The organism is Cryobacterium sp. TMT1-3 (assembly GCF_004402315.1).
Lineage (GTDB): Bacteria > Actinomycetota > Actinomycetes > Actinomycetales > Microbacteriaceae > Cryobacterium > Cryobacterium luteum.
The window spans coordinates 1-14,087 of the sequence record NZ_SOFW01000019.1; the positions used below are offsets into that span (position 1 = coordinate 1).

Annotated in this window: 14 protein-coding genes; 12 read left to right on the forward strand and 2 right to left on the reverse strand. The window is 62.5% G+C overall.

From position 1 onward, the window contains the following. Positions 1 to 246: 246 nt before the first annotated feature. Positions 247 to 810, reverse strand: a complete 564-nt coding sequence (locus tag E3O25_RS05520) for a hypothetical protein (RefSeq protein WP_134360670.1) — start codon at positions 808 to 810, stop codon at positions 247 to 249. A 710-nt stretch (positions 811 to 1,520) separates the two neighbouring features. On the opposite strand from E3O25_RS05520, the gene mobF reads away from it, so the two are divergent. The 11 genes from mobF (at position 1,521) to E3O25_RS05575 (ending at position 11,515) form a co-directional block, all read left to right on the forward strand. Continuing rightward, positions 1,521 to 5,015 (forward strand): MobF family relaxase, encoded by a 3,495-nt coding sequence (gene mobF, locus E3O25_RS05525; protein WP_134360694.1) that lies wholly within the window; start codon positions 1,521 to 1,523, stop codon positions 5,013 to 5,015. Positions 5,016 to 5,154: 139 nt separating this feature from the next. Beyond that, entirely contained in the window at positions 5,155 to 5,508 is a 354-nt protein-coding gene (locus E3O25_RS05530; RefSeq protein ID WP_134360671.1) for a type II toxin-antitoxin system RelE/ParE family toxin, read from the forward strand. 81 nt (positions 5,509 to 5,589) lie between these two features. Then, positions 5,590 to 5,892, forward strand: coding sequence for an XRE family transcriptional regulator (locus tag E3O25_RS05535; protein ID WP_134360672.1), 303 nt, complete (start codon positions 5,590 to 5,592; stop codon positions 5,890 to 5,892). A 106-nt stretch (positions 5,893 to 5,998) separates the two neighbouring features. Beyond that, positions 5,999 to 6,760 carry an SDR family oxidoreductase gene (locus E3O25_RS05540; RefSeq protein ID WP_134360673.1) on the forward strand — a complete coding sequence of 254 codons (762 nt, stop codon included), beginning with the start codon at positions 5,999 to 6,001 and terminating at the stop codon, positions 6,758 to 6,760. A gap of 409 nt (positions 6,761 to 7,169) precedes the next feature. Further along, positions 7,170 to 7,490, forward strand: a complete 321-nt coding sequence (locus E3O25_RS05545) for a hypothetical protein (protein ID WP_241988510.1) — start codon at positions 7,170 to 7,172, stop codon at positions 7,488 to 7,490. A 61-nt stretch (positions 7,491 to 7,551) separates the two neighbouring features. Further along, positions 7,552 to 8,127, forward strand: coding sequence for a helix-turn-helix domain-containing protein (locus E3O25_RS05550; protein WP_198410958.1), 576 nt, complete (start codon positions 7,552 to 7,554; stop codon positions 8,125 to 8,127). Beyond that, positions 8,127 to 8,711 carry a hypothetical protein gene (locus E3O25_RS05555; RefSeq protein WP_134360676.1) on the forward strand — a complete coding sequence of 195 codons (585 nt, stop codon included), beginning with the start codon at positions 8,127 to 8,129 and terminating at the stop codon, positions 8,709 to 8,711. Before E3O25_RS05550 ends, E3O25_RS05555 begins: the two co-directional genes overlap by 1 nt. A gap of 314 nt (positions 8,712 to 9,025) precedes the next feature. After that, entirely contained in the window at positions 9,026 to 9,292 is a 267-nt protein-coding gene (locus E3O25_RS05560) for a hypothetical protein (RefSeq protein WP_134347076.1), read from the forward strand. Positions 9,293 to 9,300: 8 nt separating this feature from the next. Then, positions 9,301 to 10,524: a hypothetical protein gene (locus tag E3O25_RS05565; protein ID WP_134360677.1), complete on the forward strand. Its 1,224-nt coding sequence runs from the start codon at positions 9,301 to 9,303 to the stop codon at positions 10,522 to 10,524. 404 nt (positions 10,525 to 10,928) lie between these two features. Continuing rightward, a complete protein-coding gene (locus E3O25_RS05570) occupies positions 10,929 to 11,243 on the forward strand; it encodes a transposase (RefSeq protein WP_134360678.1) in 315 nt (104 codons plus the stop codon). A 134-nt stretch (positions 11,244 to 11,377) separates the two neighbouring features. Further along, positions 11,378 to 11,515, forward strand: a complete 138-nt coding sequence (locus tag E3O25_RS05575; RefSeq protein WP_166805982.1) for an IS3 family transposase — start codon at positions 11,378 to 11,380, stop codon at positions 11,513 to 11,515. Positions 11,516 to 11,847: 332 nt separating this feature from the next. Here the strand turns inward: E3O25_RS05575 and E3O25_RS05580 are convergent, their stop codons facing one another. Next, the gene (locus E3O25_RS05580; RefSeq protein WP_166805983.1) at positions 11,848 to 12,855 is read right to left on the reverse strand and encodes a universal stress protein; all 1,008 of its coding nucleotides are present in this window, start codon (positions 12,853 to 12,855) and stop codon (positions 11,848 to 11,850) included. Between the two features lie 322 nt (positions 12,856 to 13,177). Here E3O25_RS05580 and E3O25_RS05585 point away from each other — a divergent pair, with 322 nt between their 5' ends. Continuing rightward, the gene (locus E3O25_RS05585) at positions 13,178 to 14,029 is read left to right on the forward strand and encodes a universal stress protein (RefSeq protein WP_166805984.1); all 852 of its coding nucleotides are present in this window, start codon (positions 13,178 to 13,180) and stop codon (positions 14,027 to 14,029) included. Positions 14,030 to 14,087 lie beyond the last annotated feature (58 nt).

The following is a 14,087-nucleotide window of genomic DNA, read 5'->3' on the forward strand; positions in this document are numbered from 1 at the left end:
TCGAGGAACACATCGACAGCTACCTCAACGACGCCCACATGGCTAACGCTGCCTAAAACTCGGTACAAACGCCCGACTTCTGGCCCCCAAGAAAGCTAGGGGCGTCAACAATTGTCGGTGCTTCGTCAACGGCGACTTGATTGGACTTAGGGTCAGGTGCGCTTTCGTCCAGAAAACGTTAACATCTAAAGTCGGTGAGCGTCGATCGGTGGGGAGTATCCGTCGGCTGATCCCTAACGCACGGAGTCAGCGGTTGCGGTTCAAAAGCAACTGCGCAAATACGGCGGCGGGCGATAGTAGAACGATGAAAGGTTCGATGAGGGCCATTGCTAAAGGCTGGAAACTCCAAAATTTGCGACACACGTCGAGTACTCCGAGAATGCATAGGAAGACTGTCCACCCGAGGTTTGCGAAGCCCGCGCTCTGTGAGAACAAGAGTGCAACCCAGAATGTCGCGGGGCTTGGTGACGACGGCACCACGTGCGACTCAAAATTGAACGCCATAGCAATGAAGCAACCCAGAAAAAGAAGGGTGAGAAACGCAGCGCCGAGGGTCGTTGAGAAGGTATCGGCTGCCCATGAATTCATATCGCGGACGAAATCCCCTGCCCCGCCCGGCAAATGGAAGAAGTCAAGAACGTCGGCGAAGTTCAGGAATCCTGGCTGTCCTGTGAACATTGCAGCTGAGACGCACAATCCCGCGATACCGCCGAGTAATTGCCACCCGTTGAATACGGGTCGGGAGCCGAGAAAGCCCGAGATGACTGCCGAATACCAGGAGCTACTGGCTTGTTCCAAAGGTTGTTGCATCTTCGAAGAATAGGGTAGTCACGGTTAGTGATTTACCGATCCCAGCCAGGGGATAGTTAGCTAAACATGCGCCCGGCCGCGAGCCAAGCCTAAGAGCGGCACGGAAGGGAAGGCCTCGCCCGCGATCAGGGGAGCGTCCAACTCAGCCCGGTGCAAACCCACGAGGTTCCTTTCGAGGGCTCTTTGTGTCGCTCAAAGCGGTTCCAATGGTCATCATCTTCTCACCGGAATCAATTTCAGCCGATCTAAATTGACCGAGAACAGATGGAGGTAAGGGAACCGCCCGGCTCCTGATGGACATAAGAGTTTTCGAAGATTTTCGGAAAAATTTGAGTTTACGTTAGGTCCTTAAGAGGCTTGTCGTCGGTTGCCAATCTGTCAAGGCCGACCTAAAAGGGATGCAGTCCGCGACACTTCTGCCGGCCCGGGCCTGGAAGAAGGCCCCTGATCCAAGTGGACTGGACACCTGAAGAGTTTGCGGCGTCTTGCCCGGGGCGGAGGCATATGTTGCCAAAGTTCGCGATCTCATAGCGCAGTCCGACAGCAGCCCCATCCCGTCCATCGCGGACGAACGCGGCGAACTGCAACCAACGGGGGACCCTATTCAGCCCATTCGACGCGAAGTCGACGACGATGCGTCCATCGAATCCTCCTGTGCGTCGCGGTGCACCTTCGTCACGAAGATGGAGGTGACCGCCGTGACGGTGTCGATGCGGGTGATGAGCGCTGGCGACGGGTACAAATACCTGCTGCGCACGGTAGCCGCTGGTGACGGCAAACGCCTGCTGTCTACCCCACTCACTCGGTACTACACCGAGGAAGGCACGCCGCCAGGCCGGTGGATGGGCGGTGGCCTGCCCGGCCTCGGTGAGGGTTTCATCGTTGAAGGCGATGTCGTCACCGAGGCACAGTTGCAACTGCTAATCGGGTTGGGCCGCGATCCGGTCACCGGCGAGCCCCTCGGTCGCGCCTACCCGGTCTATCGCACCGCCGCCGCGCACGCCCTGGACGGGCCACGCGACGACGGTGGCGGACCTGCCGAGCGGGCCGCGGCATCCGCTGTTGACCAGCCCGACGAGAAACGTCGTCGTGCTGTGGCCGGCTATGATTTTACGTTTTCGATTCCGAAGTCGGCGAGCATCCTTTGGGGTGTGGGCGACGCGGCCACGCAGGCGCGCATCGTGGCGGCGCACCATGCGGCGGTGGCCGAGGTACTCGCGTACATGGAGCGGGAGGTGGCGGCGACGCGCACCGGCGCGACGGCGCAGGGCGGTGCCGTGGCTCAGGTCGATGTGACCGGGCTGATCGCGACGGCGTTCGATCATTTCGACAGCCGGGCCGGCGACCCGCACCTGCACACGCACATCGTGATCAGCAGCAAGGTGCAGACCGTGCTCGACGGCAAATGGCGCTCACTCGACGGCCGGCCGATGCACGAGGCCGTGGTGGCGCTCTCCGAACTGCACGAATCCCTGTTCGCCGACGAGCTCACCCGATCGCTCGGCGTGCAGTGGCAGCAGCGGGAACGGGGGCGAGACCGCCACCCCGCGTGGGCTCTGACGGGCGTGCCGGAAACGCTCGTTGCGGAATTCTCGACGCGGTCCCGGCACATCGATGTCGAGACCGACCGGCTGATCGAGGAGTATGTGACCAGTCACGGGCGGCGTCCGACGCCGGTGACGATCACGAAGCTGCGCGCGCAGGCCACCCTCGCGACGCGGCCAGCGAAGCAGGTGCACTCGCTCGCGGACCTCACGGCGGCGTGGCGCGAACGTGCGTCCCGCGTGCTCGGGCACGACGTTTTGACAGTCGCCGAGTCGTCACCGGTGCTGCTGCGTGCGGAGGACCTGCCGCGCGAGGCTGTGGATGCGCTCGGGGTGAGCGTGATGACGTCCGTCAGCGAGAAGCGCGCCACCTGGCGGCACTGGAATCTCACCGCCGAGGCCGTGCGCCAAACGATGCCGTACCGGTTCGCGTTGGCATCCGATCGGGAAGCCGTCGTCGGCCTCATAGTGGATGCTGCCGAGCGCGCGTCCCTGCGCCTCACGCCACCCGAGCTCGCCGCGAGCCCGGTGGAGTTTCAGCGGGATGATGGGACGTCGGTCTTTCGGCCGAAGCATTCCGTCGTGTTCACCTCGACCGAACTGCTGGCTGCGGAGTCTCGCCTGCTCGAGCGGGCCGCGCTTTTGACGGCACCACGGGTGGCGCTCGGATCGGCTGCATCTTCGCGGTTGCCAGGTGGTGGGCGGCTCGCCGTTGACCAAGTCGCGGCGCTCTCCTCCGTTGCAGGCTCGGGTCGCGTGATCGATGTTCTCGTGGGGCCGGCCGGTGCGGGCAAAACGACGGCGATGAACGCCCGGCGACGGGCTTGGGAGGCAGCGCACGGAGCTGGTTCGGTTGTCGGGCTGGCTCCCTCGGCCGCTGCCGCGACGGTGCTGGCCACGGACCTTGGAATCCCAACGGAGAACTTGGCGAAGTGGTGGCAGACGCATCTCGACCACGGTTTGACATTTCAGGCCGGTCAGCTCGTGATCATTGACGAGGCATCCTTGGCGGGCACGCTACCCCTGGATCGGATCACCGCGCTTGCTGCTTCGGCGGGCGCGAAGGTTCTACTGATCGGCGACTACGCCCAGCTCCAGTCGGTTGACGCGGGAGGTGCGTTCTCGCTGCTCGTGCACGATCGAGCGGATGCGCCCGAACTTGTCGACGTGCACCGCTTTGTGCACGAGTGGGAGAAGACGGCATCCCTCGGGCTTCGCCAGGGTCGCCCGGAGTCGATCGATCTCTACTCCGCGCACGACCGCCTGCGTGATGGCAGTACCGAGGCGATGGCGGATGCCGCCTACGAGGCTTGGCGCGCGGACATCCGCTCTGGCAAGTCGACCGTGCTGATCAGCGACTCGAACGAGGCCGTCGCGGCGCTGAACGTGCGCGCTCGCACAGAACTGATTCTGGAGGGCCGTGTGAACGCCCTGCGCGAAGTCGCCCTGCACGACGGAACCCGCGCCGCCGTCGGTGACACGGTCATCACGCGCCGCAACGACCGGCGGCTGTATGCGTCGCGCAGCTGGGTGCGGAACGGCGACCGGTGGAATGTGATCGGCCTTGGTCGAAACGGTTCGGTCGAGGTGCGACGGCACGGACGCCGGTGGGGGAGCACTGTGCTTCTTCCCGCGTCGTACGTCGCGGAGCATGTCGAGCTGGGCTACGCGGTCACGTCGCATCGGGCGCAGGGGATCACGACCGACACTGCGCACGTCGTCGTCGCGCCGAGTATGCCGCGCGAGAACTTATACGTCGCAATGACACGGGGACGCGAGGCGAACACCGCCTATGTCGCCGTTGACCGGCCCGACGTCGCCCATGTCGGGCCGCGGCCGGGTGACGCTGCGGACGTGACGGCGCGCAGCATCCTCTGCGGCATTTTGCAGCACGTCGGCGCGGAGCTGTCGGCGCACGAGACTCTGGTGGCCGAGCAGGATGCGTGGGGTTCGGTGGCGCAACTCGCGGCGGAGTACGAGACCCTGGCGGCGGCCGCGCAGCACGACCGGTGGGTTTCTCTCGTGCGCGCGAGCGGTCTGTCACCTTCGCAGGCTTCCGAAGCGATCAATTCGGATGCCTTCGGCCCGTTGACTGCGGAGCTGCGGCGGGCCGAGGCTCACTTTGTGGATGTTGTGAGCCTGTTGCCGCGCGTGGTCGCGGCGCGCGGGTTCGAGGACGCCCAGGACATTGCGGCCGTGCTTCGGGCCAGGGTCGCGGTAGTCGTCTCGCGGGGAACCGGAGCTGGTCGCACGCGCCGTGCACCGCGTCTCGTCGCCGGGCTGATTCCTCGTGCGCTCGGGCCGATGGATGCCGCCATTCATCAGGCGTTGGCCGAGCGGGCCGAGCTGATCGAATCGCGCGCGGCCGCAGTTCTGGACCGGGCGTTGCTCGCGGGGGAGCCGTGGACTCGAGCGCTCGGTGCCGTGCCGCGCGGGTCGGCCGCAGTCGCCTGGCACCAAAGCGGATGCGCCGTCGCGGCCTACCGAGATCGTTACGCCATCGTTGGCGCGAAGCCGCTCGGTGCACTACCGGAGTCCACGGCACAGAAGCTCGATGCCGCTCGCGCTCGTGCCGCGCTCGAGGCTGCCCAGCGCCTGGGTCGAGACCAGCGCGTCGATGCTTTAAGCCGGTCGAGAGTACTTGCAGGGCTCACTCGATGAGGACCGTCCACAGATTGCGCCAAGGACGTTCGACCGCGACCGTCCCGAATACGCTCTCTGCAATGGATAGGCATGAACCACACAATCTTCCGTAAACCGTAGATGTAATACACCCTGAGAGTTATAGTTTGGATATGACATGTGGGCCGTTGACCTGACGCTCATCGAGGACTGGCTAAGCGACCTCGACGATGATTCGTATGAACAAGTGATCGCCGCGATCGAGCTGCTCGCCGAAAGGGGACCGCAGCTCGGCCGACCGATCGTTGACACCGTGACTGATTCTCGCCATAAGAATATGAAGGAGCTCCGGCCGGGTTCGGCCGGAAGATCCGAGTTGCGCGCACTGTTTGCATTCGACCAGCGACGGAAAGCCATCTTCCTCGTGGCAGGTGACAAGGCCGGAAATTGGAAACGTTGGTACAGAACGAACATCTCGATTGCCGATGACCGATTCGATGAACACCTCAAGCGGTTGAAGAACGACAACTGAATTGCACGCCCCTCAATCCCAACACCGGACCACGATGGTGTACCCCAACGTTCCGAATTCAACCTAGGAGAGACCGAGACTATGACCAGCCTTGACGACATGCTCGCCCGGCGCCCAGTAGATCGGGCCGCTGTCGACGAGCACAAGAAGCGGATGCTCGACGAGGTGCGTGCCTATCGGCTCCGTGAGCTCCGCGAAGCGAACGACCTCACTCAAGTTGAACTGGCGGCGTTGCTGCACGTCACTCAGAACCGGATCTCCCGCATTGAGCACGGTGACATCGAACGAACCCAGGTCGACACACTCCGAAAGTACGTTGAAGCGGTCGGCGGCCGGCTCAAAGTCGAAGTAGAGATCGGCGAAGAGACCTACCAGATCGCCTGACTGGTTTAGCGGCCGTGTGTTGGACCGTTGGTGGTTCCCTCACACGTTCAAAACGTCTGCCAGAAGGGCAGTGACGGCGTCCATTCCACCGGAAGGTTTTCCAACCATGAAGATCGCCATCGCCGGAGCCACCGGGACTATCGGCACACTCGTGATGAGCGCAGCCCGGTCTGCTGGCCACGAGACCCTCGCCTTGAGTCGCGCGTCGGGTACAGACCTGACTTCCTCTCGGGGGCTCGCGGATCGGATCGCGGGCATCGAGACCGTCATTGACCTCACCTCCACGGGGAGTCTCTCCGCCAAGGTCGCTGTCGCGTTTTTCAGCACCGTGACCGAAAATCTACTCACTGCCGAACATGAAGCCGGGGTACGGCACCATGTTGCACTCTCCATCATCGGGGCCCCGAAGGCGAGCTCCGGATACTATGCCGGGAAGGCCGCTCAGGAGCAGAGAGTGATGAATTCTAGTGTGGGCTGGTCGATGCTGCGCACGACCCAATTTCACGAGTTCGCCCAGCAAACCGTGAGCCGCGGCAGCATGCTTGGCATACAAATTGTCCCCGCAATGCGGTCCCAACCGATTGCCGCCGCAGAAGTGGCCGTGGAACTTCTACGCATCGCTACTGGCGAGCCGCTGGGCCTCGCCCCGGACCTCGCCGGTCCGCGCGAAGAAAACCTGCCCGACATGGTGAAGCAATACCTCCGGATACTCGGCCGGACACGACCCGTATTGCAAGTCAATCTCCCGGGTGCCATGGGCCGGGCCATGCGCCATGGAGGACTACTTCCTGCAGCCGGTACGAGGCTGGGCCAGCAAACATTCCAGCACTGGCTCGACACAATCGCGAATGCCCGGACGAACCCCTGACCCAACGCATTGCGGACGTCCTCGTGGCGGCGTAGGGATTAGGCCCGGCGCTGGAAGAACCTGACCTCGACGACCAAGACCAGGTCGAAGTCCAACGCGGCGTCCCGGTCGGCGCGCGGAAGTACCGGACACTTTCGCTCGCCGTCATGCTGTCCCGAATATCGTTGAGCGGATGCGCGCGAACAGGCGCTCGGGAGCATCCGCTCTGAAATGTGCGAGAGGCACTTTCGCCCTCGGGCATCCAGTTCTACAGTGTTTCTAGGCAACCTCTATTACGCGCTGTCGCTCGTTGCGATGGTATGACTTTCAGTCCTTTCAGGTTCTTGTTGCCGAACATCTGAAAGGCCTCACTATGTTTGGATTCATTTTGGCCGCCACGGCCCGCAGCTACTTCTTCTTGCGTCGGTTCATGCCGACCGCCATCGTGATCGACGCGATCAATACGCGGCGCGGGCTGAAGTGGGGTGTGCCGGCGATGCTGCTCGCCGTTCCGTATGCCCTCGCAGCTGTCTATTGCCGCGCGCAGGTAGATGCCGGCGGGCCAAGTTGGCTGAACCTGCTCGTGATTCTGTGTCTCTGGAATACCCTGAAGCTTCTTCTGATCGGGCCGATCAGCCTCCTGAAATTGATGGCGGCGCGCGTTCGTGAAGCCGTGGCCGGCCGTCGCATGACGAAGGGACTGCACGCCGAAGGCGTCGGCCGCTTCGATGAGCGGATGCTCGCATGCTGACAACCGGGCCCGACTTGCCCTAGAATATGATTTAGCAGTCATATTGGAAGGGGAGGGTGTCGTGGCAGCTTCATCCACTCTCGTGCGGGCCGCTCGCCGGAGTAAACATCTCACTCAGGCGAGGCTGGCAGAGCTCACTGGCATCGATCAGGCCAGCGTCTCCCATCATGAGCGCGGACGCGACGCAGCGTACAGCACCGTTGATCGGCTGCTCGCTGGCGCCGGGCACCGCCTCTATGCCGCTCCCACTCGTCGAGACGACGCTGCCAGCGCGGCAGAAGCGATCCGTGACTACCTTCGGGTAAACGACGCCGACCGGGCGCTCCGGGCGCTCATCCAGTTGAACGATAACCTCACCGCCGAACACGGACTCGTTCGAGGAATTCTTGGGCTGACGGAGCCCGAACGCACTGGAGATCGCGTGTGGGATGCCGCCATCGCGGCTCTCGTGGCGTGGCGGCTGAATGAAGAACATGTCCCACTCCCTGGATGGGTGAACAACCCCGATCGCACACTCGCCAGACCAGTCGTCTTCCGCGTTGACCCGGCCGACCCAGCGCCCGAACGTGGCGACGTGCCCAAGGAATTCGCCGAACGCGGCGTGCTGGCGTGGGCCGACACCTTCGCCAGCGTTTGATGTCAGGTACTGCCCTCGACCGCGGCGACATCATTATCGGTCTGCGTGAGCTTGTCGCCGAACTTCGCGACGCGGGCGAGGTGGCTGGGATTCGGCTTGTGGGCGGTGCAGCACTCGCTTTGCGCTACTTTGACCGGGGCACAACGCAGGATTTAGATGTCCTTCATGTCCATCCAGGCTCGGACGAGTCCGTCGCAGCAGCGGCGGGGCGGGTCGCCCGGCGGCACGGGTGGGATACGCACTGGCTGAACTTCGAGGTCACCAATGCCGACGCCGTTCCCAGTTTCGGCCGCGCCGTCGAATGGGAGACGATCTACGATCAGGATGGCATCGTCATTGAGGTGGCATCAAAAGAGGCGATGCTGGCCATGAAACTCCGAGCGAACCGGCCCGGGCGCGATACCCGCGACATTCGCCTCCTGCTCGCTCTGTGTAACATCTCCACGCTCGCGGACGCGGAGCAGTTCTACGAGGAGTTCTATCCGGGCGACCTTCTCGTGCCACGGGCAGAGATGATCGTGACAGCAATCCTCAGCGGCGAACCAACGCCGGTACCCCCGTCTCCTGGTGCGGTCGAAATCTGACGCGTGTGTCGACACTTATTGGCCACCACTCGTGAAGGTTTTTGCATTCCCATCTGGCCCCACCGAGCGACCTGACATGAACCGCATTCCTCGTCAGCGATGGCAAGAGTGGGAGCGTTGGAAAATAACGTGGAGACAGGAATCCGAGAACGGGCGAGCGCCGTCGCATGACGCCGGCTCTACTCGCTCAAGGTGACGGGCGCTTCGGCCTGCCGGTGCCGTGTGGAGGCGCACCAAACGGCCTGTCACGGTTGGCGTACCTCCTGGTAGCGGCATGATTGGCTCACCCACGACCGCGCACAGGAGGCTTCACTATGACAATCCCGCAGGAGCAGTTCGACGACCTGCTCAGCCGCACCGCGCTGGCGGCGCTGTTCTACTATCCAGAGATAGCCGTCGACGATGACGGCCCCAACCTGCAGAACGACATCGCGTACTGCTTGGAACCTGTCGCTGGGATCGCCGATGAGGATGCCGAACGGCTGCGCGTCGCGATCGGGCGTGTGATCACGAATCCGACGGCACATCGCTCGGAACTCCTCGCCCTGGTCATCGAGCTGGCCCCGCCGCCTGCCGAATAGCAGCGATCATGAACGACTCATCTGAAGAAGCCGCCGCGGCGCGAAAGGCGCTGGCGGAGCATCCGTCTGACGAGGCGGAGAAGCGGCGCCAATATGTGGCGGCGAATCGCGACCGGATCCGCGAGCTGAATCGGCTCTGGCGTTCGGAACATCTCGACCGGGCCCGTGAGCTCAATCGGGATTCGATGCGTCGGGCTGCGGCTCGCCGGCATCGGGAGGCGGAGGTGCGGGCGCGGGGGAGGGAGCGGGCGAAGCGGTGGCGGGTGGAGCATCCGGAGCGCAGGCGTGAGTATCAGCAGCGGTGGGTGGCGGACAATCGCGACAAGGTGCGCGAGTACTACAACCGCTACTACGAGGCCCATCGCGACGAGGTGAACGCCCGGGCCGCAGCGAGGCGGGATGCGGACCCCGAGCGTACGAAGCAGGTCACTCGGCAGTGGGCCGAGCGCAACAAGGAGCGCCGAGTCGAGCTGCAGCGCAACCGGCGTAGTGACCCGCAGATCTACCAGTCCGAGCTGGAGGCCAACGCGGCCGCGCGACGTCTTAAGCGCAGCCTGAGTAGGGCCGGCTTGCCGCCGAAACTTCTGCATGCGACGACTGCGGCTGAGCGTCGGGCCAACGAGCGCGAGGCCGACGCCTACTTCAACGACCCGGCGCGGCCCGAGCATGTGCGGCAGTTCACCGTGTTCGCCGAGTCGCTGACCGAGCACATGCTCAAGAGCGGCGCCCGCATGCGCGAGTTCGCCGAGGCCTACGCAGAGACCAGGGCGCGCATGGGTCTCCCGCCTATGTCGGTGGAAAACATCGTGTACGCCCGAGCTGTCGAGATCGTCGCAGAGCGGATGCGCCGGGTCGATCTGCTGATCGGCCGTGACGTGGCCGCGGCCGTGCGGAGTACGCAGGCAGAGGCCACGCGTTTCGCGCGTCAGAAGCAGTTCGACAGTCTCGTGAGAACTGTCGTGGCACATGTGCAGCGGAACGGCGTCCGGCTTGGCGTCGATGCGGAGATGGAGAACAGAGCGAGGTCTCGCCGCGGAATTCCGAGCCTTCCTGGTGAAGCGCTCATTGCTCAGTTCGCTATGCACGAGGTCATTGAGCGTGCACCCAGGAACAGCCTGACGCTCGAGGATGCTCGAGCTGCTGCTCGTCTCGTGAGGCTACACATCGCTGTGTCGAAAGGATCTCGTCGTGCTGTCATTGATGAGCAGGAGCGCCGACGGTCACTCGGATAAATGGCGGCGGGAATACACGACGCCGTTCTGACACTCAGCGGTCATTCGAACAGCGAGTCATTGTGGCATCGAAAGCGGCACTCCCAAGGCTCTCGAACGCCTTGATCTCGGCATCGGTCCCGACGCGTTTAACCGCCTAGTTTTCCACTTAAAGCAACGTGGCGGGAAAGGTCGCGATTGTCTCTAGCCACCGTGGCAGTCGCGCTGCGGGTGCGCCTGAGCTGGGTGAGTGATACTGGAAGCTGTCTTGGTATCGACGCTGAACGAAAAGTCGATGCCGTCACTGTGGCGGGTCCTTGGTGTCAGGGCGGGTTTCCAAGCGATTCGCCCCGAATGCTGCGACGTGATGTCCAAATTGTGGCCCTGCCCCGTTGAGTGGACACCTCCCAATTGAGAATGTTCACATGGGAAAGACGCGCAGGGAGTTCACTCCTGAGTACAAAGACGAGGCCGTGAAGCTGGTGATCAATACCAGCAGGGCGATTGCGACCGTGGCCCGGGAGCTCGGCATCAACGAGGCTTCGCTGGGCCGGTGGGTCAGGGCGTTCAAGGCTCGAAACGACACCGGCGAGACCGGATTTACCGAGTCGGAACGGGCCGAGCTGCTCCGGCTGCGGAAAGAGAACGCCGACCTGAAACTGGATCGGGCGTTTCTAAGAAAAGCGTCCATCTTCCTCGCCCAGGAAGCGTCGGATACGAGCGCAAAGCGTTCGAACTGATTCTGGCGGAGAAGAACAGTTTCACCATCACCCGCATGGTCCGCCTGCTCGAGGTGTCCCGCTCGGGTTACTACGTTTGACTCGACCGCAAGCCGTCAGACCGCACAATTCGGCGGGAGAGCATCGAGCAGAGAGTGGCCTGGTTTCACGGCGACTCCGACGAGGTTTACGGGTCGCCGAGGATTCTCGCCGACCTCCGCGCGAACGGGGAGACCATCTCGCGCGAGACCGTCGCCAAGACCATGCAACGCCTCGGACTGGTGGGTATCTGACCCAAGAACTGGCGGAACACCACGATCATCGACCACGTCGACGCCGTCAAACGAAAATGGGACACCGGGGCCCTGAACCAGGTCTGGGTCGGCGACATCTAATGCCGACGTCGGCATAAGATGTCCCCGACGAACTTTACCCCGGGCCGGTCGGCGGTGAAGTTCGTCGGGGATATTACCTACCATGCGACCTTGACATATTCAGTGCGATCACGACAAGGATCTGAGCGCTGCGGATACCAGACGACCGAGATAGCCAGTCATCAGTGCGCGAATGGATAGCCGGCCGCTGTGGTCTTCTGCTCATCCTCCAATCCTAAACAGGCTCGGTGCTAACTCACCGTATTCGCTCCAGGGACTACCATCATCGGCGACCGTCCATGGTGCAGCACGGATTGGCTAACGGAACCCAAGAGCAGTCCGGGGAATCCGCCGAGGCCCCGGGTCCCGAGCACCACCAAGTCAGCGGTTTGTGTCGTGTGAATAAGAACTTCTGCTGGCTTTCCTACGAAGAGATGCCGGCTGGCCTTCACGTCGGGGTACCGTGCTGCGACCGCAGTGACGACGCGGGTCAACTTTGCCAGTTCCTCTTCGTAATACGGATCCGAATCTTCCACGGATAGCGACCAACCTGGGTCACCGACGGTTGTACCTGTCACGGACACCAGTGCAAGCGGTTTGCTGTGGATGCGCGCCATTTCTGCAGCTTCCCATAAGGCGGGGCCCTGCGTACCCGAGTCAACCGCGATCACGATGTGATCAGCAAAGGAAAGACCATTAATCGTGCTTTCCTGCTGCCGTGGCGGGTCTTCTGCATTCACTGCATCGAAGAAGGTTGGGTGCGTCGTGCGCTGTTCGCCGCGTTCGTTGCGGGGGGTACCACGTGTACCGTGACCGTCGTCCAGCTCGGTGGCAGTGGTGTCGTGCCCGTGCGGGACCACGACAGTGGGACAGTGGGAGTGGGCCGCCAGGCCCGATGCGACGCTACCTAACAGTCGTCCGACAAAGCCTCCTCTGCCGCGCTTGCCGACTACGGCCAGTTTGGTGGTTTCGGAATGTTCGACAAGAACCTTGGTAGCATCGCCGCACTCAACATGCGCTTTGGTGCGAACACTTTGAGCTTCTGCGCGTTTCGTTGCATGGTCAAGGACGGCCTGGGCTTCTTGTCTTGCGGCCAGTGCATAGCTCGCTCCGACAATGGGATCCGCGACAAACGTTGGCGGAAACGTGCTCACTAATCGCAGTGACCAATTGCGAATATTAGCCTCGACAATTGCCCATTCCAGAGCTCTATCGCTGTTCGACGAGCCGTCAACGCCAAGCAGAATCACATTGCGCATACTTACAGCCTTGCATATTCGAGGGAAAAAGAGCGACGTTTGTTGCACCATTTTAGGGGTGCCCGTCCAGGCCGGCCTCCGTTCTGGCGGGCCGTGTCCGTTACACTGGAGTCCTGTTCGGGCGGGTTGTTTGTCAGCGCGTCGGCGACAGACCTCAAGACCGCATTTTCACGCAGTGACGACATTGTCATCGGATTGGTTTGCGACACAGCAGATCGGTTACGCGAATTGTTCGTTTCTTTCGCTTACTTCATTTCACTCAGAACGTGCGGTGATAGCCAATCACTAAGTCTCTATGGGATCGCGGAGGAGAGGAGATGGTATGGCCGAGAGAATTGTTCTTGCGCTGAACGGCGGCACGGGAAGCCGTGCTGCGCTCGACTGGGTGATCGAGCGTGCCCGCACGATTCACGTATCTCTGGAACTCACCACTGTCATCGATCTGGCCAGATTGCCGACGACGATAACGAAGGACTGGGTGCTTCCGGCTTACGAACAGATGTTGATGGATGCAGCGAGTCGGGTGAGACGCGACGCGCCCGACGTGCAGGTGATGACGACGGTACGACGGGGCGCGCCGCTCCAGGAGCTGTTATTCTCCGCAGCGGATGCCGATCTGCTGGTTATCGGTACTCGTGAGGCCGAGGGCTCCCTCTATGGGACATTGCGCCATCAGATCGCAGCGGGGGTGAGCTGCCCCCTCGTTATCGTGCCCACAGACTGGGCGCCTTGTAATGGTTCCGTCGTCGTCGGCGTGGAGGATGACGAAACCTCGCAAATTGCGGTGGACTTCGCCGCCCGGGAAGCCGAGCGGCTCGGGCGTGAACTCTCGGTCGTGCATGCGTGGCGCATCCCCACCTTGCTTGCTCTCGGCTGGTTGAGTGCTGACGCTAGTCCTTATGACGAGATGCGGATGGCACACGCCGAAGTTCTGGCAGGAGTGGTCGAGCGGGTTCGCGCCGAGCATGCGGCCGTGGTGGTGCGAGACACCCTCGAACACGGATCTGCGGCGTTGGTCCTCAGCGACGCGGCTGAGCACGCTGAAATGGTCGTGGTGGGTACCCACGGACGGGGGATGATGGCTGGGCTGTTACTCGGCTCGGTCGCTCATGACTTGCTGATCAGTATGCCGTGCCCGGTCGTGGTTATACCGAGCGCCGACCACGGTAAATAGCGACTCTGCTGGAGCGGCCGGGTTGACATATCGAGTTCCCACATCAATCACCTGGGTT